The 22210-nt window shown below is 63.4% G+C and carries 24 protein-coding genes; 18 read left to right on the forward strand and 6 right to left on the reverse strand.

Annotated elements, in window-relative coordinates; all coding sequences use genetic code 11:
• The first annotated feature begins 145 nt into the window (after window positions 1-145).
• The 4 genes from modA (at window position 146) to AC0V8S_RS18115 (ending at window position 3207) form a co-directional block, all read left to right on the forward strand.
• Window positions 146-940, forward strand: a complete 795-nt coding sequence (gene modA, locus AC0V8S_RS18100; protein ID WP_183460694.1) for a molybdate ABC transporter substrate-binding protein — start codon at window positions 146-148, stop codon at window positions 938-940.
• Window positions 941-960: 20 nt separating this feature from the next.
• Window positions 961-1665, forward strand: coding sequence for a molybdate ABC transporter permease subunit (modB, locus tag AC0V8S_RS18105; RefSeq protein ID WP_183460691.1), 705 nt, complete (start codon window positions 961-963; stop codon window positions 1663-1665).
• Window positions 1662-2774: a molybdenum ABC transporter ATP-binding protein gene (modC, locus tag AC0V8S_RS18110; protein WP_475432659.1), complete on the forward strand. Its 1113-nt coding sequence runs from the start codon at window positions 1662-1664 to the stop codon at window positions 2772-2774. Before modB ends, modC begins: the two co-directional genes overlap by 4 nt.
• Before the next feature lie 91 nt (window positions 2775-2865).
• A complete protein-coding gene (locus tag AC0V8S_RS18115) occupies window positions 2866-3207 on the forward strand; it encodes a winged helix-turn-helix domain-containing protein (protein ID WP_095202221.1) in 342 nt (113 codons plus the stop codon).
• A 154-nt stretch (window positions 3208-3361) separates the two neighbouring features.
• Here AC0V8S_RS18115 and cobF read toward each other — a convergent pair whose 3' ends face one another.
• On the reverse strand, window positions 3362-4138 hold the full coding sequence (gene cobF / locus AC0V8S_RS18120) for a precorrin-6A synthase (deacetylating) (protein WP_475432661.1): 777 nt from the start codon (window positions 4136-4138) through the stop codon (window positions 3362-3364).
• A 132-nt stretch (window positions 4139-4270) separates the two neighbouring features.
• Here cobF and AC0V8S_RS18125 point away from each other — a divergent pair, with 132 nt between their 5' ends.
• From AC0V8S_RS18125 to AC0V8S_RS18150, 6 genes are all read left to right on the forward strand, one after another.
• Window positions 4271-5290: a DUF4424 domain-containing protein gene (locus AC0V8S_RS18125; protein WP_475432663.1), complete on the forward strand. Its 1020-nt coding sequence runs from the start codon at window positions 4271-4273 to the stop codon at window positions 5288-5290.
• Window positions 5290-5808, forward strand: coding sequence for a dihydrofolate reductase (locus tag AC0V8S_RS18130; RefSeq protein ID WP_183460681.1), 519 nt, complete (start codon window positions 5290-5292; stop codon window positions 5806-5808). Before AC0V8S_RS18125 ends, AC0V8S_RS18130 begins: the two co-directional genes overlap by 1 nt.
• A gap of 169 nt (window positions 5809-5977) precedes the next feature.
• Window positions 5978-7093 (forward strand): FtsH protease activity modulator HflK, encoded by a 1116-nt coding sequence (gene hflK / locus AC0V8S_RS18135; RefSeq protein ID WP_183460679.1) that lies wholly within the window; start codon window positions 5978-5980, stop codon window positions 7091-7093.
• Window positions 7093-8061 (forward strand): protease modulator HflC, encoded by a 969-nt coding sequence (hflC, locus tag AC0V8S_RS18140; RefSeq protein ID WP_475432664.1) that lies wholly within the window; start codon window positions 7093-7095, stop codon window positions 8059-8061. Before hflK ends, hflC begins: the two co-directional genes overlap by 1 nt.
• 3 nt (window positions 8062-8064) lie before the next feature.
• Window positions 8065-8253, forward strand: coding sequence for a DUF2065 domain-containing protein (locus AC0V8S_RS18145; protein WP_183460678.1), 189 nt, complete (start codon window positions 8065-8067; stop codon window positions 8251-8253).
• Between the two features lie 149 nt (window positions 8254-8402).
• Window positions 8403-9917: a DegQ family serine endoprotease gene (locus tag AC0V8S_RS18150; protein WP_183460676.1), complete on the forward strand. Its 1515-nt coding sequence runs from the start codon at window positions 8403-8405 to the stop codon at window positions 9915-9917.
• Between the two features lie 32 nt (window positions 9918-9949).
• Here AC0V8S_RS18150 and AC0V8S_RS18155 read toward each other — a convergent pair whose 3' ends face one another.
• Window positions 9950-10522: a GNAT family N-acetyltransferase gene (locus AC0V8S_RS18155; RefSeq protein ID WP_475432665.1), complete on the reverse strand. Its 573-nt coding sequence runs from the start codon at window positions 10520-10522 to the stop codon at window positions 9950-9952.
• Complete coding sequence (serB, locus tag AC0V8S_RS18160; protein ID WP_183460672.1) at window positions 10519-11406, reverse strand: phosphoserine phosphatase SerB; 888 nt, start codon at window positions 11404-11406, stop codon at window positions 10519-10521. Before serB ends, AC0V8S_RS18155 begins: the two co-directional genes overlap by 4 nt.
• Here serB and miaA point away from each other — a divergent pair.
• Together miaA and AC0V8S_RS18170 are read left to right on the forward strand one after the other, a co-directional pair.
• The gene (gene miaA, locus AC0V8S_RS18165; RefSeq protein ID WP_475432666.1) at window positions 11396-12418 is read left to right on the forward strand and encodes a tRNA (adenosine(37)-N6)-dimethylallyltransferase MiaA; all 1023 of its coding nucleotides are present in this window, start codon (window positions 11396-11398) and stop codon (window positions 12416-12418) included. The genes serB and miaA overlap by 11 nt on opposite strands.
• Before the next feature lie 48 nt (window positions 12419-12466).
• Entirely contained in the window at window positions 12467-13258 is a 792-nt protein-coding gene (locus AC0V8S_RS18170; RefSeq protein ID WP_095202236.1) for a GGDEF domain-containing protein, read from the forward strand.
• A gap of 220 nt (window positions 13259-13478) precedes the next feature.
• On the opposite strand, the gene AC0V8S_RS18175 is transcribed toward AC0V8S_RS18170, so the two are convergent.
• Window positions 13479-15311 carry an ATP-binding protein gene (locus AC0V8S_RS18175; protein WP_183460668.1) on the reverse strand — a complete coding sequence of 611 codons (1833 nt, stop codon included), beginning with the start codon at window positions 15309-15311 and terminating at the stop codon, window positions 13479-13481.
• Window positions 15312-15465: 154 nt separating this feature from the next.
• Here AC0V8S_RS18175 and AC0V8S_RS18180 point away from each other — a divergent pair, with 154 nt between their 5' ends.
• Genes AC0V8S_RS18180 through AC0V8S_RS18190 form a run of 3 tightly spaced genes read left to right on the forward strand, consistent with a single transcriptional unit; the run spans window position 15466 to window position 16902 of the window.
• Window positions 15466-16029 (forward strand): helix-turn-helix domain-containing protein, encoded by a 564-nt coding sequence (locus AC0V8S_RS18180; protein ID WP_475432667.1) that lies wholly within the window; start codon window positions 15466-15468, stop codon window positions 16027-16029.
• Window positions 16030-16033: 4 nt separating this feature from the next.
• Window positions 16034-16342, forward strand: a complete 309-nt coding sequence (locus AC0V8S_RS18185) for a hypothetical protein (RefSeq protein ID WP_475432668.1) — start codon at window positions 16034-16036, stop codon at window positions 16340-16342.
• A 29-nt stretch (window positions 16343-16371) separates the two neighbouring features.
• Complete coding sequence (locus AC0V8S_RS18190) at window positions 16372-16902, forward strand: GNAT family N-acetyltransferase (protein ID WP_475432669.1); 531 nt, start codon at window positions 16372-16374, stop codon at window positions 16900-16902.
• A 10-nt stretch (window positions 16903-16912) separates the two neighbouring features.
• On the opposite strand, the gene AC0V8S_RS18195 is transcribed toward AC0V8S_RS18190, so the two are convergent.
• The gene (locus AC0V8S_RS18195; protein ID WP_475432670.1) at window positions 16913-17800 is read right to left on the reverse strand and encodes a LysR family transcriptional regulator; all 888 of its coding nucleotides are present in this window, start codon (window positions 17798-17800) and stop codon (window positions 16913-16915) included.
• A gap of 120 nt (window positions 17801-17920) precedes the next feature.
• Here AC0V8S_RS18195 and tmpA point away from each other — a divergent pair, with 120 nt between their 5' ends.
• Together tmpA and tmpB are read left to right on the forward strand one after the other, a co-directional pair.
• On the forward strand, window positions 17921-19072 hold the full coding sequence (gene tmpA, locus AC0V8S_RS18200; RefSeq protein WP_475432671.1) for a 2-trimethylaminoethylphosphonate dioxygenase: 1152 nt from the start codon (window positions 17921-17923) through the stop codon (window positions 19070-19072).
• Window positions 19069-19653, forward strand: a complete 585-nt coding sequence (tmpB, locus tag AC0V8S_RS18205) for a (R)-1-hydroxy-2-trimethylaminoethylphosphonate oxygenase (RefSeq protein WP_475432672.1) — start codon at window positions 19069-19071, stop codon at window positions 19651-19653. The genes tmpA and tmpB overlap by 4 nt, the downstream gene beginning before the upstream one ends.
• Window positions 19654-20685: 1032 nt before the next feature.
• Here the strand turns inward: tmpB and AC0V8S_RS18210 are convergent.
• Window positions 20686-20808, reverse strand: coding sequence for a hypothetical protein (locus AC0V8S_RS18210; RefSeq protein WP_475432673.1), 123 nt, complete (start codon window positions 20806-20808; stop codon window positions 20686-20688).
• A gap of 193 nt (window positions 20809-21001) precedes the next feature.
• Between AC0V8S_RS18210 and AC0V8S_RS18215 the strand changes: the two genes are divergently transcribed.
• On the forward strand, window positions 21002-22159 hold the full coding sequence (locus AC0V8S_RS18215) for a PcfJ domain-containing protein (RefSeq protein ID WP_475432674.1): 1158 nt from the start codon (window positions 21002-21004) through the stop codon (window positions 22157-22159).
• The last annotated feature ends 51 nt before the right edge of the window (window positions 22160-22210 follow it).

Below are 22210 nucleotides of genomic sequence, written 5' to 3' on the forward strand. Positions count from 1 at the left end.
TTCAAGTTCCCGCCCGTCTTACCAGAACAATCGAACGGGCATAGGCGTTTTCGCAAGCCGCCGGGCCTTCCCTTGTTATATTCATGCGGATATATCGATCGGCAGGCTTCGGGCCACACGGATTTCAAACCAGGGAGAGTTTTCGATGACGCGCAAAGGTTTTGGATTGAGGGCGATCGCCATTGGCGGTTTTGCGGCGGCGTTGATGGCGGCGGTGCCGGCCGCACATGCGGAAGACAAGGTCGTGGTGTTTGCCGCGGCCAGCCTCAAGGACGCGCTCGATGCGGTGAACAAGGCCTGCGAGGCCGATGTCGGCGAGGCCGCGACCGTCTCCTATGCGGCGAGTTCGGCACTCGCCAAGCAGATCGAGGGCGGGGCACCGGCCGACGTCTTTATCTCGGCCGACCTCGACTGGATGAAATATCTCTCCGACAAGAAGCTGACCAAGCCCGACACCGAGGTGAAGCTGCTCGGCAACGAGATCGTGCTGGTGGCGCCGAAGGACTCGACGGTTGAAACCAAGATCGAGAAGGGTTTCGACCTCGCCAAGCTGGTCGGTGACGGCAAGCTCGCCATGGGTGACTTCAAGGCGGTGCCGGCCGGCAAGTACGGCAAGGCAGCACTGGAATCGCTCGGCGTCTGGTCCTCGGTCGAGGGCAAGGTGGCGCAGGCCGAAAACGTCCGCGCGGCGCTCAAGCTGGTTTCAACAGGTGAGGCCGCTCTCGGCATCGTCTATGCCACCGACGCGCATGCCGAAAAGGGCGTCAAGGTGATCGGCACCTTCCCCGAGGATTCGCATCCGCCGATCATCTATCCGGTTGCCCAGACCGCCGATTCGAAGGACAAGGATACGCCGGCTTTCCTGAAATGCCTGCAGTCCGCCAAGGCCGGCGCGCTCTTTAAGGAACAGGGTTTTACCGTGCTCACGCCGAGCAACTGAACAGGGCCTGATAGCGCAATATGACCTGGCTGCTGGACCTCACTCCCGACGAATGGAATGCGGTCCGGCTGTCCATCAAGGTGGCGACTGTGGCGATGCTTTTCAGCCTGCCGCCAGGTATTCTGATTGCGCTGCTGCTGGCTCGCGGACAGTTCTGGGGCAAGACGCTGCTCAACGGTGTGGTTCACCTGCCGCTGATCCTGCCGCCCGTGGTGACCGGCTATCTCCTGCTGTTGACCTTCGGCAAGCGCGGCCCGGCCGGCGCCTTTCTGGCTGAGCATTTCGGCATCGTCTTCTCGTTCCGCTGGACGGGTGCGGCACTCGCTTGCGGCGTCATGGGCTTCCCCTTGATGGTGCGGGCGATCCGGCTGTCAATCGAGGCGGTGGACCGCAAGATGGAGGCGGCGGCGGGAACGTTGGGCGCCAATCCTTTGTGGGTGTTCGCCACCATCACGCTGCCGCTGATCCTGCCCGGGCTGATCGCCGGCGCCATCCTGGCCTTCGCCAAGGCGATGGGTGAGTTCGGCGCAACCATCACCTTCGTCTCCAACATTCCGGGCGAAACGCAGACGCTGCCGTCAGCGATCTATACTTTCACGCAGGTGCCGGGCGGCGATGAGGGCGCATTGCGGCTGACATTGATCTCGATCGTCATCTCGATGGCGGCACTGGTCGCCTCGGAAGTGCTGGCGCGGCGCGTCGGCCGGCGGATGGACATCGAATGAGTGTGCTGGTCGACATCGGCCATCGGCTCGGCGATGTCGCCATCGAGGCGCGCTTCCAGAGCGCCGGGCGGCTGACGGCGCTGTTCGGGCCGTCAGGCTCCGGCAAGACCTCGCTCATCAACATGATCGCCGGGCTGATCCGGCCCGACAAGGGCCGCATCGCGGTCGACGGCCGCGTGCTGGTCGACACCGATGCCGGCATTTTCATGCCGAAGCACAAGCGCCGCATCGGCATGGTGTTCCAGGACGCGCGTCTGTTCCCGCATATGAGCGTGGCCGGCAATCTGCGCTACGGCCGCTGGTTTACACCGGCGAAGGAGCGTTACGCCGACATGGATGCCGTCGTCGAACTGCTCGGCATCGGCCCGCTGCTGAACAGGCGCCCGGCAAAGCTGTCTGGCGGCGAAAAGCAGCGCGTGGCGATCGGCAGGGCGCTGCTGGCCAGTCCGAAACTACTGCTCATGGACGAGCCGCTGGCCTCGCTCGACGAAGCGCGCAAGGCGGAGATCCTGCCCTATATCGAACGATTGCGCGACGAGACGAAGATCCCGATCGTCTATGTCAGCCATTCGGTCGCCGAGGTAGCGCGGCTGGCGAGCGACGTGGTGATGCTGGCGCAAGGCAAGGTCGTTGCCAGCGGACCGACCGAGGCGGTGATGCAAAGGCTCGATTTGTTGCCGGCGGAAGAGCGCGGCGAGGGCGGTGCGGTGCTGGACACGAAAGTGCTAAGTCACGATGAGGCTTTCGGCATGACCGTGCTTGGCTCGGCCGCTGGCGAGATCCGCGTACCGCGTGTTGCTATGAAGCCCGGGGCTCCCGTGCGTATCCGCATTCGGGCTCGCGATGTGATGATCGCCACGGAGAGACCGACAGGCCTCAGCGCGCTCAATATCCTGCCCGGCACGATCGTCGCGATCCGTCCGGGCGAGGGGCCGGCGGTCGAGGTCGGTATCGACTGCAATGGCGCAGCCGTGCTCGCCCGCATCACCGAGCAGTCGCGGCAGGCGCTGAAACTGCGGCTCGGCGGCAAGGTTTTCGCGGTGGTCAAGACAGTGAGCTTCGACCGGGCCAACACCGGCGCCGGCCTGCCGCTCGAGGTCGATGGCTGACAGGTGCGGCGATCGGCGCTATATTGTTTTGGAATAACGGTATCGCCGCGTTGGCTTCGGTAGGAGTCCTGGTGACCGCGAAGGAGCAAAGATGCCATCGCTGAGCTTGCGGATAAATCTCGATCCAGACGGGCGGATCGGTCCGGGCAAGATCGAGCTTCTCGAGCACATCGCCACTTTCGGCTCGATCTCGGCCGCCGCGCGCGGCATGGAGATGTCCTACAAGCACGCCTGGGACCTGGTCGAGGACATGAACCGGGTGTTCGGCAAGCCGCTGGTTGCGGCACAGACCGGCGGCCGCAAGGGCGGCGGCGCGCAGCTGACGGCGATCGGCCTGGCGGTGGTCAGCCGTTTCCGCGCCATCGAGCGCGCGGCCACCGCAGCGGCTGCGACGCATATGGATGCGCTGCAGGCGGAGATCGATGCGGGCTGAGATCGACTGGAAACTCTACCCCGACGGGCGACTAGCGCGATTTTCTGCGCTTCCGGTGCTCGCGGACTTTAATGTGCGCTCCGCTCCGGTTCTCGAAATTCACGCTCATCGGGACGAGTTTCGAGCCGATCTCAGCGTTGGCGCCACAAAGGGATTAATTCTCTTTCGGCTCGCCGGGCTTGCGCAGCAGATAGGTGTCCATGATCCAGCCCTTTTGCCGCCGGGCTTCCTCGCGGACTTTTTCGATCTCGGCGCCGACATCGCCGAGGCGGCCCGAGAGAATGATCTCGTCCGGTGTGCCGAGATAGGCACCCCACTGGATAAAGACATCCTTGTCGGCCAGCGTGTTGAACGCGCATTTGCCATCGAGCATGACCACTGCCGAGCCTGCATTGGCGGGCAAGCCTTCCTCGGTCAGCCGGCGGCCGGTGGTGATCAATACGGAATCGCCGATACGGTTCAGCGCCACTCTGTGGCTGGCGGCAAGCGCCTGGATGGCGGTGATGCCGGGGATGACTTCCAGTTCGAAGGCGACGTTATCCCTCAGGCGCACGCGCTCGAGGATGCGCAACGCGCTGTCGTAGAGCGAAGGGTCGCCCCATATCAGGAAGGCGCCGCAGCCATCCTCGGCGATCTCGTCGCGGATCAGGGCTTCGTAGATGGCGGCGATGGCTTCGTGCCAGTCGTCGACGGTGGAGCGATAGGAAGACGCCGGCTCGGCGCGCACCGGGACGTCGAATTCGACGCGGCGCGATTTCGGGTTGGTGACGAAGCGGTCGCAGATATCGCGCCGCAATTCGGCAAGGTCGTTCTTCTTGGCGCCCTTGTCTGGGATGAACAGCACATCGGCACGGTTCAGGCCTGATATGGCCTGCACGGTCATATGGTTGGGATTGCCGGCGCCGATGCCGATGACGAGAAGCTTGCGCATGGGGCGAACTCCTGCCCGATCGGAAGCTGTTAGTCCAGACCGCTCGTGTCACGTCTGCAAGCGTGGAAGGGCTTTGAAACGCCACATTGAAACGGCTAGGGTCCTGCCGGCATTCTCGCCGAGGGGGCTTTCATGCTGCGATATGTTCTTACCACCGTGCTGGCCCTGTCGGCAGCACCAGCATTGGCCAACGATTCGGTTGCCGAGCTCGGCACCGGTGGCCTGATCCTGTCGCGCAGCGATGCAGTCGCGATGCAAAGCGAGGACCTCTTTATCTCGCCCGAGAAGGTGACGGTCGACTACGTCTTCCACAACAACACCGACAAGGATGTCGACGCGATCGTCGCTTTTCCGATGCCTGACATTTCGGGCGATCCGGAAGAAATGCCGGCGATCCCTGAAAACCAGAGCGACAACTTTTTGGGCTTCGAGGTGACGATCGACGGTGCGCCGGCAGAGCCTCAGCTCGAGCAGAAGGTGTTCGCGCTCGGCATCGACGTCAGCGCCGACCTCAAGGCGCAGAATGTACCGTTCAACCCGTTCGGCGATGCCGCCAAGGCGGCGCTGGCGAAGCTGCCAAAGGCGGTCGCCGACGACTGGGTCAACCGCGGCATCATCATCGAGGATCCGGAAGGCGACAGCGACCAAAGCGCCACACCGTCCTACGCGCCATGGTGGCAGCTGCGCTCGACCTATTGGTGGCGTTCGACCTTTCCGGCCAACAAAGACGTCCATGTTTCGCACCGCTACAAGCCGAGCGTCGGCGGCACGTCCTCGGTCAGTTTCTTCAATGAGGGCCAGTTCCAGGGCTCATACGCCGCCTACAAGACCCGCTACTGCATGGACGACACGTTCGAGAACGCGGTGCGCAAGGCGGCGAAGGACAATCCGGACGGTTATCCCAAATTCTATGAAAGCCGCATCGCCTATATCCTGACCACGGGCGGCAACTGGGCGGCGGGCACGATCGGCAAGTTCAAGCTGACCATCGACAAGGGCAACGCAAAAGCCCTGGTCTCGTTCTGCGGCGACAATGTCAAAAAGGTTGGGCCGACAACCTTCGAGATGACCGCGAGCGATTTTTACCCCGAGCACGACATCGATATCCTGCTGCTCGAACCATCGGACAACAATGGCGGGGAAGCCAACTGATGCATGTTGCGATCTACGTCGCCATTGCCGAGAACAACGTGATCGGCCGGGACGGCGGATTGCCCTGGCGGCTGTCCACCGATCTCAAGCGTTTCAAGGCCGACACGATGGGCAAGCCCATCATCATGGGCCGCAAGACCTATGAAGGCATTGGCCGGCCGCTGCCGGGCCGGCTGAACATCGTCGTCACCCGCGACAAGAGCTGGCGCGCCGAGGGCATCGAAGTGGCGCATACGCTTGAGGCGGCGATTCAGCTGGCAACGGTGCGCGGACGCTGCATGACCGGCGTCGACGAGGTCTGCATCATCGGCGGTGGCGAGATCTATGCGCAGGCGCTGCCGCTGGCCGACCGGCTGCACGTCACCCATGTGCTGGCCGCCGTCGATGGCGACGCGCATTTCCCGCCGATCGACCTTCAGATATGGCGCGCGGTCAGTTCGCAGGAGGTTCCAGCCGGGGAAAAGGACAGCCACGCGACACGCTATTCGGTTTACGAGCGCCGCCGCCCAATACTTTGATAGACAAAAGGTGCATTGAAGGACGACAAAGGGTCGCTACCGGCCCAAAACGGATGATGTCGGCGGGCCATCGCGTTGAAAGCGTGCCGTGGCGTCCCTATAGAAGAACAACACTGGATTTTGCGCCGTAACTCCGGCGCTTGAGGGAATTCCAAGCGAAAGGACATTCATGCCCTGGAACGACAAGAGCGGCGGAGGCGGCGGCCCGTGGGGCGGCGGCGGCAACAATCAGGGACCCTGGGGGCAGGGGCCGAAGGGGCCAAGCGGCCCGCAGGGGTCGCCTCCCGACCTCGAAGACATCATCCGCCGCGGCCAGGACCGGCTGCGGCGGGCGCTGCCCGGTGGCGGCGGTGCCAGCCCGGCGGTGTTCGGGCTGATCGCTGCGGTGCTGGTCGTTCTGTGGGCATTCCAGGCCGTCTATACCGTGCAGCCAGACGAGGTCGCGGTCGAATTGCGCTTCGGCAAGCCGAAGCCTGAACTCTCCCAGCCTGGTCTGCATTTCCATTGGTGGCCGCTTGAAACCGTCGAGACGGCCAAGATTTCCGAGCAGCTCGTCGACATTGGCGGCGGCAACACCAGCGGCAACGGCCTGATGCTGTCGGGCGACCAGAACATCGTCAACGTGCAGTTTTCGGTGGCCTACCAGGTCTCCGATCCCCGCGCCTATCTGTTCGACGTCTCCGACCCGGACGGCATGCTGCGGCAGGTTGCCGAAAGCGCAATGCGCGAAGCCGTCGGCCGCCGGCCGGCGCAGGACATTTTTCGTGATGACCGCCAGGGCATAGCGGCCTCGGTGCGCGAGATCATCCAGACGACGCTGGACGGCTACAAGGCCGGCCTCAACATCAACGCCGTCTCTATCGAGGACGCAGCACCGCCGCGCGAAGTGGCCGATGCGTTCGACGAAGTGCAGCGCGCCGAGCAGGACGAGGACAAGTTCGTCGAGCAGGCCAACCAATACTCCAACCAGAAGCTCGGCCAGGCACGCGGCGAGGCGGCACAGATCCGCGAAGACGCGGCCGCCTACAAGAACCGTGTGGTGCAGGAAGCCGAAGGTGAGGCCCAGCGCTTCATCTCGGTCTATGACGAATATGCAAAGGCACCGGATGTCACGCGCAAACGCCTTTATCTGGAAACCATGGAGAGAGTTCTGAAGGACTCGAGCAAGGTCATCGTCGAGCAGGGCAACGGACAAGGCGTCGTGCCCTATCTGCCGCTGCCGGCATTGCAGCCCAGACCGCCGGCTCCGGCCGCACCTGCCGCGAACACGGGAGGTGCCCAGTGATGGCCAACCGTCTTCCTGTCTTCGTCGTCATCGCCGCGGTCATCCTGTTCCTGATCTATTCCTCGGTCTTCGTGGTCAATGCGCGCCAGCAGGCGCTGGTGTTGCGCTTCGGCGAGATCGTCGACGTCAAGAGCGAGCCCGGCATCTACTTCAAGGCGCCGTTCTCGTTCTTCGACGCCGATACGGTGCAGCTGATCGAGAACAGGGTGCTGCGCTTCGATCTCGACAACATCCGCGTCCAGGTGTCGGGCGGCAAGTTCTATGAGGTCGATGCCTTCATCGCCTATCGCATTTCGGATCCGCGCGTCTTCCGTGCCGCGGTGTCCGGCCAGATCGAACTGGCTGAAGCGCGGCTGAGGACCCGTCTCGACGCTGCCTTGCGTCGCGTCTACGGTCTGCGCGACTTCGAGGCGGCGCTCTCGGAAGAGCGGGCGGTGATGATGCGCGAAGTGCGCGATCAGCTCCGGCCCGACGCCACCTCGCTCGGCCTGCAGATCGAGGATGTCCGCATCCGCCGCACCGACCTCACGGTCGAGGTTTCACAGCAGACCTACGACCGCATGAAGGCCGAACGCCTGGCAGAGGCCGCTCGGCTGCGGGCACGCGGCAATGAAGCGGCACAGCGCATCACCGCACGCGCCGATCGTGAAGTGGTCGAGATCGTTGCCGAAGCGCAGAAGGAGTCCGAGATCCTGCGCGGTGAGGGCGAAGCCCAGCGCAGTGCCACTTTCGCGGACGCCTACAAGCGCGACCCGGCCTTCTTCGATTTCTACCGGTCGATGAATGCTTATGGCACGGCGCTGGACAACACCGGGACGACCATGGTGCTGTCGCCGAATTCGGAGTTCTTCCGCTTCTTCCGCGATCCGGACGGCAAGGAAGGGCCGGCGAAGCCGCCAGCGGCTCCGGCTGCACCGGCGACGGCACCTGCCGCGCCGACGACACAACCCAGCACCGGCCAGCAATAGCCGGTGCAGGACTTTTTCGCAGCGATAGGCCTGGTCCTTGTCATTGAGGGCCTGGTCTATGGCGGCTTTCCCAGCTTGGCGAAGAAGCTCGCGGGCGAGGTGCTGTCGATGCCGGAGAATGCATTGCGGATCGCCGGGCTGGTCGCGATCGCCATCGGTGTCGGCATCGTCTGGCTGGTGCGGGGCGGATGAGAACGTCAGGTTTTCGTCTGCGGCTAACGGAGGATTTATCCTCTGCCGGTAGTCGTAGCCGCAAACGTGCCGTATTTTTTGCCAACATGGCGCAACGCGGTGTTTTCGCCGCAGCGCTTTCTCTTTCAGAAAGACCGGGAGGCTTCTCGATGACATCCACATTCCTTTTGCGCGCGGCACGGCGGACGTTCATCGCCGGTACGGCAGCGCTTCTTGTCGGTACTGTCGCCGTCCCGTCCTTCGTGACGCCGACCTTCGCGGCAGACGGACCTGCTTCGGTGGCCGACCTGGCGCAAGGCGTGCTCGGCGCGGTGGTCAACATCTCGACCTCGCAGACGGTTAAGGGCACGGAAGGGCCAGGTGCGGTCCCGATGCCGCAACTTCCCGAAGGCTCGCCCTTCCAGGACTTCTTCGACGACTTCTTCAAGAACCGCGGCGGCGACAAGGACAATGGCGCGCAGAAGGTGCAGTCGCTGGGATCCGGTTTCGTCATCGACGCCGAACAAGGCATAGTCGTCACCAACAACCACGTGATTGCGGACGCCGACGACATCGAGGTCAATTTCTCCGATGGCGTGACGCTGAAGGCGACGCTGGTCGGCACCGATACCAAGACCGACGTCGCGGTGCTGAAGGTCGATCCGAAAGGCCACAAGCTCACCGCGGTGAAATTCGGCGATTCCACCAAGATGCGCGTCGGCGACTGGGTGATGGCGGTCGGCAATCCATTTGGCCTAGGTGGCACGGTCACGGTCGGCATCGTCTCGGCCCGCAACCGCGACATCAATTCCGGCCCCTATGACGATTTCATCCAGACCGATGCGGCGATCAACCGGGGCAATTCGGGCGGACCGCTGTTCAACAGCGCCGGCGAGGTCATCGGCATCAACACGGCAATCATTTCGCCGTCCGGCGGCTCGATCGGCATCGGCTTCTCCATTCCCTCGCAGCTTGCCTCGGGCGTCGTCGACCAGTTGCGCCAGTTTGGCGAGACGCGGCGCGGCTGGCTCGGCGTGCGCATCCAGCCGGTGACGGACGACATCGCCGAGAGCCTCGGCATGGCGACTGCCAAGGGCGCGCTGGTCGCCGGCGTCATCAAGGGCGGACCGGTCGACAACGGCACCATCCAGGCCGGCGACGTCATCATCAAGTTCGACGGCAAGGACATCCATGAAATGCGCGACCTGCCGCGCGTCGTCGCGGAAAGCCCAGTCGGCAAGGCTGTCGACGTGCTGATCGTGCGCAAGGGTGTCGAGCAGACGGTGAAGGTCACGCTCGGCCGGCTCGAGGATGGTGAGAAGCTCGCCAGTGGCGAGAATGGCAATACCGATCAGCAAAAGGGCGACAAGGCTCCGGCCGTTTCGACCGCCTCGGTGCTCGGCATGACCGTCGGCGAACTCAATGACGAGACGCGCAAGAAGTTCAGCATTGCCGCCGATGTTTCCGGCGTCGTCATCACCGATGTGGCCAAGGACTCGGCCGCCGCCGAGCGCGGCATCCAGCCCGGCGAGGTGATTACGGAGATCGCGCAGGAATCGGTCGCCACGCCCAAGGACGTCATGGACCGGATCGGCGCGCTGAAGGAGCAGGGCCGCAAGAACGCGCTTCTGATGCTGGCGTCGAAGACCGGCGAGTTGCGGTTTGTGACGATCCGGATGGATTGAGATTTTCAATCCGGCGATTTCAAAAAAGGCGGCTAACGAGCCGCCTTTTTTCTTGCCTGCCAATCCTCGCGCGAAAGCCGGTAGAGCACATGCCGCTTGAGCTCCGGATGGCTGTCGGGAATGCTGGGATGGTCGAAGTCAGCCGATGGGTCGGCCGTCATGCCGAGGCGTTTCATGACGGCGGTCGAGCGGTGGTTTTCCGCGACGGCAAAGGAAACGATCTCGTCGACGGCCAATGTCTCGAAACCGTAGGCCAGCCAGGCTTCCGAGGCCTCGGTGACATAGCCCTTGCCCCAGAATTCGAGCGCCAGCCGCCAGCCGATCTCGATCGTGCCGGCCGGCAGGGATGGCACATGATCGGTATCGAGGAGGCCGATGAAACCGATGCATTCGCCGGTCGCGGCAATCTCGGCCGCGGCGAAGCCATAGCCGTCCTCTTCGATCCAGGCGCGGAATTCGTCCATCTTGGCGTCGGCGGCGGCCCGGTCGCGGCGGAACGGAAAGAATTCCATGACCTGTTCGTCGGAATTGATCCGATGGAACAATTTGCGATCGCGATCCTCCCAGTTGCGCAGGATCAGACGCTCGGTGCGCATGGGTTTCATTGGACGAATTCTTCCTGGCGATAGCCTTGCAGATAGAGCAGTGCGGTGAGGTCGCCGTGGTCGATGCGGACCTTGGCCTGCGCCGCCACGGTAGGCTTGGCATGAAGCGCCACACCGGTGCCGGCGAGGCGGATCATGTCGAGGTCGTTGGCGCCATCACCGACGGCGATGGCGTCGGCCGGTGTCAGGCCAAGCCGTGCGGAGATTTCGAGCAGCGCGTCTGCCTTGGCGGCGCGGCCGAGGATCGGTTCGCCGACCAGGCCGGTGAAGCGTCCGTCTTGTTCGAGCAGGCGATTGGCGCGGTTTTCCTGAAAGCCGAGCATGGCGGCGATGCGGGTCGTGAACACTTCGAAGCCACCCGACACGAGCGCCGTCCAGGCGCCGTTGGCGCGCATGGTCTGGACCAGCGCGAGGCCACCCGAGGCCAATGTCAGCCGATTGGCGACGATGCGGTCGACGACGGCGGCATCGAGCCCCTTCAACAGCGCGACGCGTTCGCGCAGGGCCGGCTCGAAGGCGATCTCGCCATTCATCGACCGCGCGGTGATCGCGGCAACGCGATCCTTGACGCCGATCTCGTCGGCCAGTTCGTCGATGCATTCCTGGTCGATCATGGTCGAATCCATGTCGGCGAGGAGGATCTTCTTGCGGCGCGTTTCGGCCTGCTGGACGATCACATCGACCGGTTGCCCAGCCAATGCGGCGCGCAAGGCAGCATTGACATCGGCGGCGTCAGCCTCTTGCGGCAAGGCAAGATCGCAGGCAATGCCTTCGGCCAGCCAGACGACAGTGCTTGCGCCCACCGACCGCGAGGCCATATTCGCAAGTGACGGCGACAGAGCGCGGTCGGCGGGACGGGAAACAAGCGTGGCAATGAGCGGCATCGAGAATTCCGGCGCGGATGCGGGCGAAGGCCGCGTGAAGAACGCGATCCTGATAGCCGGGCCGACCGCCAGCGGCAAGTCGGCATTGGCGCTCGACCTGGCCGAACGCGCGGGCGGCGTCATCGTCAACACCGATTCCATGCAGGGCTATTCAGTTCTCGATGTGCTAACCGCCCGGCCGGAGGCGGCCGACCTCACACGCGTGCCGCATTTTCTCTACGGCCACGTCCATCCCGGTACCGCCTATTCGACGGGCGCGTGGCTGCGCGATGTGATGAAACTCATCGACGACGGAACGCTGTCGCGGCGGCCAGTCTTCGTCGGCGGCACCGGCCTCTATTTCCGTGCGCTGGCCGAGGGTATTTCGGAGATGCCCGACATTCCGCCGCGCATCCGCGACCGCTGGCGCTACGAGTTGAAGGAGCAAGGCGCGGTCAAGCTGCACGCTCTGCTGCTGCGCGAGGATTCGAGAGCCGCCGTGCAGCTCAAGCCAACCGACAGCCAGCGCGTCGTGCGGGCGCTCGAAGTGCTCGACGCCTCCGGCCGGTCGATCCTGGATTGGCAGGCAGAGCGCGGCCGGCCGCTCATCGACAGGCAGACGGCGCGTTTCCTGGTCATCGAGCCGGATCGCGCAGCGCTGGTAGATCGCATCGAAAGGCGCTTCGACCAGATGCTCGACAAGGGCGCGCTGGAGGAAGTCAGGCAACTTGCGGCCCTTGGCCTCGATCCGGATCTGCCGGCGATGAAGGCGATCGGCGTTCGCGACCTGCAGGCCGCGATGGCCGGACAGTTGAGCTTTCCCGAGGCGATCGAACGCGCCAAGATCGCGACCCGGCAATATGCCAAGCGGCAGGCGACCTGGTTTCGCCATCAGCTGGGGCCGGAATGGCAGAGATTGCGCCCGGGTGACGATCTCGAAACCACGATCCAAACACTTGTTGCTAATGCAACTAAAAAAGTTGACCATGATGGAAAGGTTCGCGCCGAGGTTGCCGGGATTAACGCTCCGTAAGGCGGTCCGTGCCATAAGGTCGATGGGCACTTTTCCATTGGGGAGCAGATGCGTTTCCATAAGGCGGAATCCGCTTTTTTCGTCTTTATTTTCGTGATCCTGGCCGCTGGCCTGGTGACGCTGCACGCCTATGGACTGTTGCAATCCTTCGCCACGGAACTCCATACGCAGTCGGGCCTGGACAAGGTCATCTACCTCAACAAGCTGCTGTTCGCGACGGGCGTGCTGCTTGCGACCGCGCTGTTCTTCGGCATCTTCTTCATCTATCCGCTGATCCGCAAACAGGCGACGGAAGAAGGCAAGCTGCGCGCCATGACGGTCTCGCTCAGCGCCCGCTCCGAAACGCTCGAGCACGCCGCCCTGACCGATGGCCTGACCGGCATGCAGAACCGGCGCTATTTCGACGATGCGCTCAAGGAATATCTGGAAGAGTTCCGGCGCATCGAAAAGCCGGTTGGGCTGATGATCCTCGATCTCGACCATTTCAAGCAGGTCAACGACACGCACGGCCACGATGTCGGCGACGAGGTGCTCAAGGCCGTCGCCAGCTGCCTGAAGGACATGACACGCTACCACGACGTGGTGGCGCGGCTGGGCGGCGAGGAGTTTGCGGTGGTCACACCCAATATGGAGGCGGAGTTACTGGCCAAATTCGCCGAGCGCATCCGCAAGGCGATCGCCAACATGTCGATCCTCTCGGGCAATATCCGGCTCAAGATCACGACCAGCGTCGGCCTTGCCGTCTGGGATCGCAAGGAAACGGCCGAGGAATTCTACCGCCGCGCCGACCGCCAGCTCTATGAAGCCAAGAGGCAGGGCCGCAACCGCGTCTGCGCCTAAAATCCCGAAGAAGGATTCATGAGGCCGGTTGCCTGACGCGGCTTTCTCGACTTCCGGTGCTCACGGACTGAATGTCCGCTCCGCTCCGGCTTCTCGAAAACCACGCCATTCAATCCGGCCTGATGAATTCCCTTTCGGGATTTACCCAAGCTGGTTCGGCGATGTGGAGCCTTGGAAGCTTGGTGCGGCTTCCCAAGTCGGTCGTCAGGGAGCTGTAGGCCTAATCGTTCTGAGGGCGCAGGCCGAAGGTGGCGGGTTTCAGGCCGTAGCGCATATCGAAATCGTCGTCCGACGCCACGCGGGCGGTTGCCGGCTTGCGGTAGTCAGGGTCGCCGGCCTGGCGGCCGGAATCGACCACTTCGGCGAAGGCCATCGCCTGCGGTGTCGGTTTCGGCACGTTGCGCAGCCGCTCGACGATCGCCACCAGATCGACATCATCGCCGCTTTTCGACGAAATGGCCTCTTCGCGCTTGGAGGTGCCGGGAAGCAGGTGGCTGGGCAATCTTTCGAACTTCAGCCGCATGGTCGTCGCCACGCCTTCGCCGAAGGCGATGGCTTCGCGCTGGCCCATGGACGACAGGAAGGCAAGCGTGGAGGCGGACGAGTCGGCGATGGCCGAGCGGATGATCGCCTGGTCCTGCTCGTTGGCGAGCCGCATAGCAAAGAAGGTCGAGCATTGCGACAGGATGGTCGGGTCGAGCTCGCCCGGACGCTGGGTGACGACGCCGAGATAGCAGCCATATTTGCGGCCTTCCTTGGCGATGCGCGACAGAGCGTGCCTGGTCGGCGCGAAGCCGAGACGCGGATCGGCCGGCATGTAGCGATGCGCTTCCTCGCACAGCAACAGCAGTTGCAGCTTGCCCTCGCTCCACAGAGCGAGATCGAAGGCCAGGCGCGCCAGCACCGAACAGACGGAATTGACCACTTCGGAAGGCATGCCGGCCATCTCGAAGCAGGTCACCGGCCGGCCGTGATGCGGCACGCGAAAAATGTTGCCGATCGTTTCGTGGATGGTGTCCTCGATCAGACGCGAACTGAACATGAAGCGGTAGCGTGGATCGGCGGCCGCCGATTCGATGCGCGTCTTCAGCGATTTTAGCGTCGGGCGCTCGTTCTTGCTCTCGAGCATGCCCATGCGCTCGTCGATCTGCTTGAGCAGGTCGACGATGCGGTAAGGCACCGGCGTATCGGCGGTCAGCGCATCGTTGCCGCGCCTGAGATAGGCGCCCGAATTCGGGTTGCGGTAGAGGTTCTTGGCGAGCGGAATGAGGTCGCGTAGAGCGTCGATCTCTTCCGGGTCGGTCTCACGACCGCGAAACAGCACCTCGGCGAATTCCTCGAGCTTGAACATCCAGAACGGCAGGTCGAGTGTCTTGGAATCGACCTTGACGCAATATTCAGGCAACGAGTTCGCGAACTCGTTGTGCGGGTCGAGGATCAGGATGCGCAGATCGGGGCGCGCCTCGATCGACTTGCGCAGCAGCAGCGAAACGGCTGTGGATTTGCCGACACCCGTGGTGCCGACAATGGCGAAATGGCGCGCCAGCGTGTCGTCGATGGCGATGTTGGCAGCGATCGCTTCGTCCTGCGACAGCGAGCCGATGGTGATGGAATGGCGGCCGGCCAGATCATAGACCGCCTGCAGGTCACGGCTGCGGATGCGGTGCGCGACCGCGCCGATATGCGGATAGGTGGTGATGCCGCGGTCGAAGACCGGCTTGGCGCCGGGCTCGGGACCATCACGGACTTCGCCGATCAGCTCGATGCTGACCTCGATGGCGTTCTGGCCCTCACTGCTCCAGGCGCGGTCCGATTTGCCAATGCCATAGACCAGGCCGACGGTTCGCGTCGTGCCCAGATTGATCGAGATCATCTTGCCGACCGTCCAGAGGCCGGTCACCGCGCCGTCGACATCGTCGGCATAGGCGCTGATGGTGGCACGCGCGCCGTCGCATTGCACGACATTGCCCAGGATGCGCCGGTCGTTCTGCTCTGCGTTGCGGCGCTCCTGCGATGTCGGTTCTCCGACGGAAGCTTCGCGTTCGACGTACATGGACTGGCCAATCCCCATTTCCCTGGAGATCGGACCCTACAGGAGTGGGGTTAAGGTCGGATGAGGTCGGATGGTGTAGAGAGGATTAAGTGCCTGGCGAAAATTGTCGCGAAATGGCTCTTCTCCAATCCCAGCCTTTCGCTATAATGGACGAATGGATGATATAGCGAACGACATCTCCTCGACCATCGGCAGACGGATCCACACCGAAAGGACCATGCGGGACTGGTCGCTGGCCGAGCTCGCCGAGCGGTCCGGCGTTTCCAAAGCGATGCTGAGCACGATCGAGCGCGGCATGACCAGCCCGACGGCGACCCTTCTGGTGCGCATCGCGGCGGCCTTCGGCATGACGCTGTCGACCCTCATCGCGCGGGCCGAATTGCAAGGCGGCGGGCTGCTGCGCGCGGCCGACCAGCCGGTGTGGCGCGATCCCGATACCGGCTATGTCAGGCGGCATTTGTCACCGGCCAGCGACATGCCGCTCGAACTGATCAAGGTGCATCTGCCCGCGGGCGCCAGGGTCAGCCTGCCGGCGGCCTCCTACGCCTTCATCAAGCAGCAGATCTGGCTGATTTCCGGACGGCTCGACTTCACCGAGGGCGATGTGGTGCACAGGATGGAGCCCGGCGATTGCCTGGCGCTCGGCGCGCCGTCGGACTGCACCTTCCATGCCCCGGAGGCGGGCGCCGACTATCTCGTCGCGCTGGTCAGGGGCTGAGATCATGGCGAGACGGCCAAAACGCTCCCACAATGGGGGGCCGCCTCTTGACGAGTACAAGGGACCGCCCTGGGGCAAGGGCGATCCTTACCTCTTCCTGGCCTGGCAGGCCGCGCACGCCAAGGCATGGAAAGCGCCGAGCCGCGAAATCATGCTGATGCGCATGGACAAGGCCGAGCGGCTCGGCCTGACCTATGAGGAATACACGCTCGAGATCCTGGAGCGTGGGCGGCATCTCAGGGAAGAAGACACCGAGCGCATCAGCGCCATCAAGGCCGCGCGCAAGCGGCGGCGCGTGCGGCATCTCGACTGAGCCCATTCATCGTTTCCAGAGGACTGGCCATGAATTCCATCGAAATCGGAGCGCTCAGCGCAAGTGCGGAAACGCGGGCGATGCTGGCTGACCTGCTGGTCGAAACGGTTGCCGCCGGCGGTTCGGTCAGCTTCATGCATCCGCTGGCGCCGGAAGCGGCAAACGCATTCTGGGAACGATCTCTGGCCGCGGCGGCAAAAGGCGAAAGGGTGGTACTCGGCGCCTGGGATGGCAAGGTCTTGGTCGGCACCGTCACGCTGCTACTCGACCTTCCGCCCAACCAGCCGCACCGGGCCGAGATCGCCAAGCTGATGACACGTCTTGATTACCGGGGCAGGGGCGTCGGAACGCGGCTGATGCGGGCCGCCGAGCGTCTTGCCGTCGAGAAGGGGCGCACGCTGCTGGTGCTGGATACGGCGACGGAAGAGGGCGCCTCGGGCCTCTACGAAAAACTCGGTTTCACCCTGGCCGGCGAAATACCGGACTATGCGCTGAAACCGCATGGCGGGCTGACCGGCACGCTGATCTACTGGAAGCGCATCGGTGTGACGTCGCGATAGTCCGCGCCGCTCAGGCCGAGGCCTCACTGGAGAGATACCTCAGCAGCCACTGGCGAAAATCCTGTTCGGCACTGGTCAGGCGCGCGGTCGACGCTTTGGTCAGCAAATGGCCCGAGGTGCTGGAGAGTTCGAAATTGGAAAGCGGCACCAGGGTCCTGGTCTCGAGTGCCACGTCGATAAGTGGCCGCGACCCCAGAAGCACGCCGGCCCCGGCACTCGCGGCTTCCATCGCGGCGACGAAGCTGTCGAAGCGGTGCGACCGTTGAGGGTGGCCGGCCAGTCCGGCGGCGGCGAACCATTCCGCCCACATTTCGCGCGCGCCGGCGACCAGAAGCAGCGGCAGGGCTGTCCAATCGGCGGCCCCGGCAAGGGCCGGACTTGCCACCGGCACGAGCCGCTCGGCGGTCAGCCTGTCGGCCTCGCGTCCGGGAAAGAACCCGTTGCCGAAGCGGATGTCGAGCGCGGAACCCGGCAAATCATAGTCGGTCGGCCGATGGATGGTCACCAGATCGAGCTGGATGCGGGGCAGCGCCGCGGCGAGGTCGGGCAGCGCCGGGACCAGTATCAGTAGGGCGAAGGAGATCGGTACCCGGATCGACACGGTCTGCACGGCGCGCGGCTCGAACAGTTCCGTCGTGCTGCTGGAGATGGTGGCAAAGGCCGACTGGATGTGCGGCAGGTAGGCCGCACCTTCCGGCGAAAGCGCGACGCCACGCGCCAGCCGCGAGAACAGACGGGTCTTCAATCGTTCCTCGAGCAGCCGGATATGCTGGCTGACGGCGGCCTGGGTCAGGCCGAGTTCGGCCGCTGCCGCCGTGAAATTTGACAGCCGCGCCGCCGCCTCGAAACTGCGCAGCCAGTCGAGGGGAGGCAGAGCGGGAATGGGTTTTCGAGGCATTAGAGATTTATGGTCTTTGGCCAAAAAATGATAATTTGAGTTATGCCTTCCGCGCGGCCAACATGCAATCGAAACCCTGCGGATCGGGCCGCGGGGCGTAGAGGACGGGAACGGATCTCCATGCTCACCCACGCGCTGATTGGCGACGAAGGCAGAACAATCGAACTTGGCTGGCAAGGCGGGAGGCGCACCCGCTTTCACGCCATGTGGCTGCGCGACAATGCGCTCGACGACAAGACGCGCAGCGCCGGCAATGGCCAGCGGCTGATCACCATCCTCGACATTCCGGCCGGGACGAGGATCGGCGCGGCCGCGATCAAGGACGGCGCGCTGGAAGTCAGCTTCGTGCCGGAAGGAAAAACCGTCAGCTTTCCCACGCAATGGCTGAGTGCCAACGCCTATGATCGCGACGAGCCTCGCGAGCCGGGTTGGACGGGCGATATCGTCCAGCGCTGGACCAAGGCGACGATGCAGAATTCGGTGCCGCGCGCCAGATACGCGGCGGCCTCTCACAGCCGCGGCGTCCTGCGCGAATGGCTTTCGGCGGTGAGAACCTATGGCTTTGCGGTGATGGACGGGCTGCCGGCCGAATCCGGGGCGCTGTGCAAGGTCTCCGACCTGTTCGGCTATATCAGGGAGACCAATTACGGCCGCTGGTTCGAAGTGCGCGCCGAGGTCAATCCGAACAATCTCGCTTACACCAATCTCGGCCTCCAGGCGCATACTGACAATCCCTATCGCGATCCGGTGCCGACGCTGCAGATCCTGTCCTGCATCGAGAATACGGTGGAGGGTGGCGAGTCGAGCGTGGTCGACGGTTTTGCCGTGGCGGCCGCGCTGCAGGCCGAAAACCCCGAAGGTTTCCGCCTGTTGAGTTCCTGTCCGGCGCGTTTTGAATATGCCGGTTCATCCGGCGTGCGGCTGCAGGCGAAGCGCCCGATGATCGAGCTCGGACCGGATGGCGAGCTGATCTGCATCCGCTTCAACAACCGCTCGCTGGCACCTGTCGTCGACGTGCCCTTCGCCGATATGGACGCCTATTATGCCGCCTATCGCCGGTTCGCCGAACTGATCGAGGATCCCTCCTTCGAAGTGACGTTCAAGCTGGAAGCGGGCCAAGCCTTCATCGTCGACAACACCCGCGTCATGCATGCCCGCAAGGCATTCTCGGGCACCGGCAAGCGCTGGCTGCAAGGCTGTTACGCCGACAAGGACGGCCTGCTGTCGACGCTCGCCGCGATCGAACACAGCTTCAAGGAGGCCGCGGAATGAGCGGCCAGGATTTGAACGCTGACAACATCGTCGAATTCATCGCCGACATTTTCGAGCGCCGGGGCGCGGAATCCTATCTTGGCGAGCCGGTGACGATGTCCGAGCACATGCTGCAGGGGGCATGGCTGGCGGAGCAGGACGGTGCGCCCGACGCGCTGGTAGCGGCCGCGCTGCTGCACGATATCGGCCACTACACCAGCGAGTTCGGCACCTATTCGCCCGACGATGTCGAGGACAAGCATCATGACGAGGCCGGCGGCGAGGTGCTGGCGCCGTTCTTCCCGCCCGTCATCGTCGAATGCGTCAGGCTGCATGTCGCGGCCAAGCGCTATCTCTGCGCCACCGACCCGACCTATTTCTCCAAGCTGTCGCAGGCTTCGGTCCATACATTGTCATTGCAGGGCGGACCGATGAGCGCCGGCGAAGTAGCCGAGTTCCGCAAGAACCCGTTCCACGAGGAAGCGGTGCGGGTCCGCATCTGGGACGAGGGCGGCAAGATCGCCAACATGAAGACCCGAGCGTTTCGCGACTACGTGCCGCTGCTGCAGCGCGTCGTGCACGATTTCGCTAATCGCCCCTGATCGCAGCCTTGCCGGGAGGCAGTCCATGTGTTTCCGTTTCGACGGCAAAAGCGTAGTGACTGCGTGCCAGCCGGAGAATTGTCGCTCCGTAGGCGCTCGCGCACCGATGCCGGCCGCACCCCGAGGCGAGCCTGGCCGGCTTGCTGCTGCATGTTCGGTCGAGCCTGCCGAGGCCAAGCATGGTCGCCGGGTAGTGGATCAGTTTGAAACTCGTCGAAGCCAATAGTCGCTTAATATGACTGTAAGCGCCATTGCTGCAACAAGCGCTGGTAGGAATCCGAATGCGAGGCCGACCACCAGGTCCCTGACGTCATAAGTGCCAGGGTATTCTAAGTCGAGATCGCCACAAGGTCCTATGCCTATGACTAAAGTATAGTAAATAACCTCACGATTAAAGTATATTAAAAATAATGACAATAATACCACCGCGTACCCTGCGATGCGATTGAGAACGGTCATTGATCTGGAGCGTCCTCTTAGAATCCCCAAGAGGTTAATGCTAACGAGAACAACGCAGGCGAGGAGGAGCGGTGAGCTTAGAAAAGCTCCTGTGATGAAAGGACCGTTGGCGCCTTGAGTGCACGTGCCGGTGTATCCCAATGCCTGTAGGCCAAACGCAACCAAGAGCACTGATAGAGTTATGCTTGACACGCGGCACCTCGAAACTAGTTAACATGCTTCTTGTGGAGACCGCGAATCATCCGCTTTCGGCTCTCTTAGCCTCGATCAACACAACATGTGCAACGTGGCATGGATGCGCACAAAATTGTAGTACATGAGGTGTAACGAGACCGCATTAGCGTGAGCTTCGTCCCGCTACCGGTCGCCGTCTTGCCGCGATGTCAGTGTCGGTGTATTAGCCGCGACCAACCTGCGGCGTCAATTTTGTCTGCCGCACTGTATTGGCCGCAGATTTGAAGGAGGCGAAGATGAGAATTTGTTCACGCATTTCGCGCCTCCACGGCGGTCGGACCGGCTGACCCGCGCCATAGCGGATTCCGATTTCCTGACGATCTGACGACCGCAACGCTGTCATGCGTCGCGGTCGTTGTCCGTGGCTGCTTCGATGCCGCTGATATCAACGAGATGGTGGGCGCCGACAGGCTCCCGGCCGACGATCGCGGCTGCCTGAAGGCCTGAGATGCGGCTTTGCAACACTCCCTCATGCCATTGTAAACATTGGAAGAATGTCTCTTGCTCCAACCTGTCTGTGAGCCTAGAGCCCGCCCATTCCAACCGTCATCTCCAGAGGAGACCTGTCAAATGTCACGCCAACCCAGATCGACACATTCCGTGCCGGCGCTGGATTTGCGTGCGGCTGACAGGGTTCCAATCGGGAAGAACGGCCATGGCCAGGTCCATGATCCAGCGCAGGCAGGACGCCGAGCGCCTACGCACTGAAGCATATCAAGCATCGCTGCGGCGGGTTTCCGCCATGCCGCGTCCCGCTCCGGATTTCGAGCGGGCGCTCGAGGAAGCACACCGCGGCTTCGGCACGGCGGTTCGCGATGGCAGGTTGTGGCGTCCGAAGCTGAAGACGCGTGACCCCGCGCGTTTGCGGCTGGCGGCAGCACGTCATCTCTTTGCCCTCTACCCGGTCCCGGCTGCGCTCGAAGCGATCTGGCTTGACGGTTCGGGGCTCGATGCCGCTGAGATAAAGCTGCGCAAGACGTGGTACATCGCGGCTGCGGGCGGCAACTCGCTCTACAAGGCGGGCGCCAATGCGTGGCTGTCGCGTAAGGAGGTGCATTGCTTCCTCAACGTGGCCGGCGACTTTGCCTTCGACGAGGCGTTCTGGTTTGCGATCGCGCGGTCCTACACCGAGGATTGCGGGCTGGCTGGGCGACTTGCGCGCACGAAAATCGCGCGCACGCCGCGCGGCGATCTGGCTTTCTGGCGCGAGGTGGCGCGCTTCTTCTGCGAGCACCCTGCCTCGAAGGAGGAGATCGACGACCTCAGCGACTACATGGCCGCCATGCATCGGCGCGACAAGGCGTATAGGTTGAAGGGCCGCACGCTTGCCTCGCTGAACCGGCAGATGTCGGACTGGCATCGCGATCTTGCCGCGATCGAACGCATCGAGGCGATGCGCCGGCGTGCCGCCGCGCGGGCTCAACCCGCCGTCGGCGCACCGGTGCAGAACAACGCATGGGCCGGCTCGCGCCTGCAGGACTGGGAATGGGCTCCGCCGCCGAAGGAGGCGAAGGCGCATGGCGAGTGGTTCTCCATCCGCCAGTTGAAGACGGCGGAGGACCTCGTTGCCGAGTCGAGGGCGATGCATCATTGCGTGTCGTCCTATGCGACCAAATGCATTGCCGGCTATGCCTCGATCTGGGCGCTGCGGCGCAAGGCGCTCGGCAAGATCGAGCGCTTGCTGACGATCGAGCTCGATCCGCAGCACCGGGCGGTCCAGGTGCGCGGTTTCGGCAATCGTCTGGCTACCCCGGACGAGCGCAAGATCCTCGAGCGTTGGGCCAAGGCGAAGGGCGTGTCGCTGCGCGACTGAAACGAAACCCCGCGCGGCGGACATGCCGCGCGGGGCACACTTTTCTCATTG

It is taken from the genome of Mesorhizobium oxytropidicola (assembly GCF_056174625.1).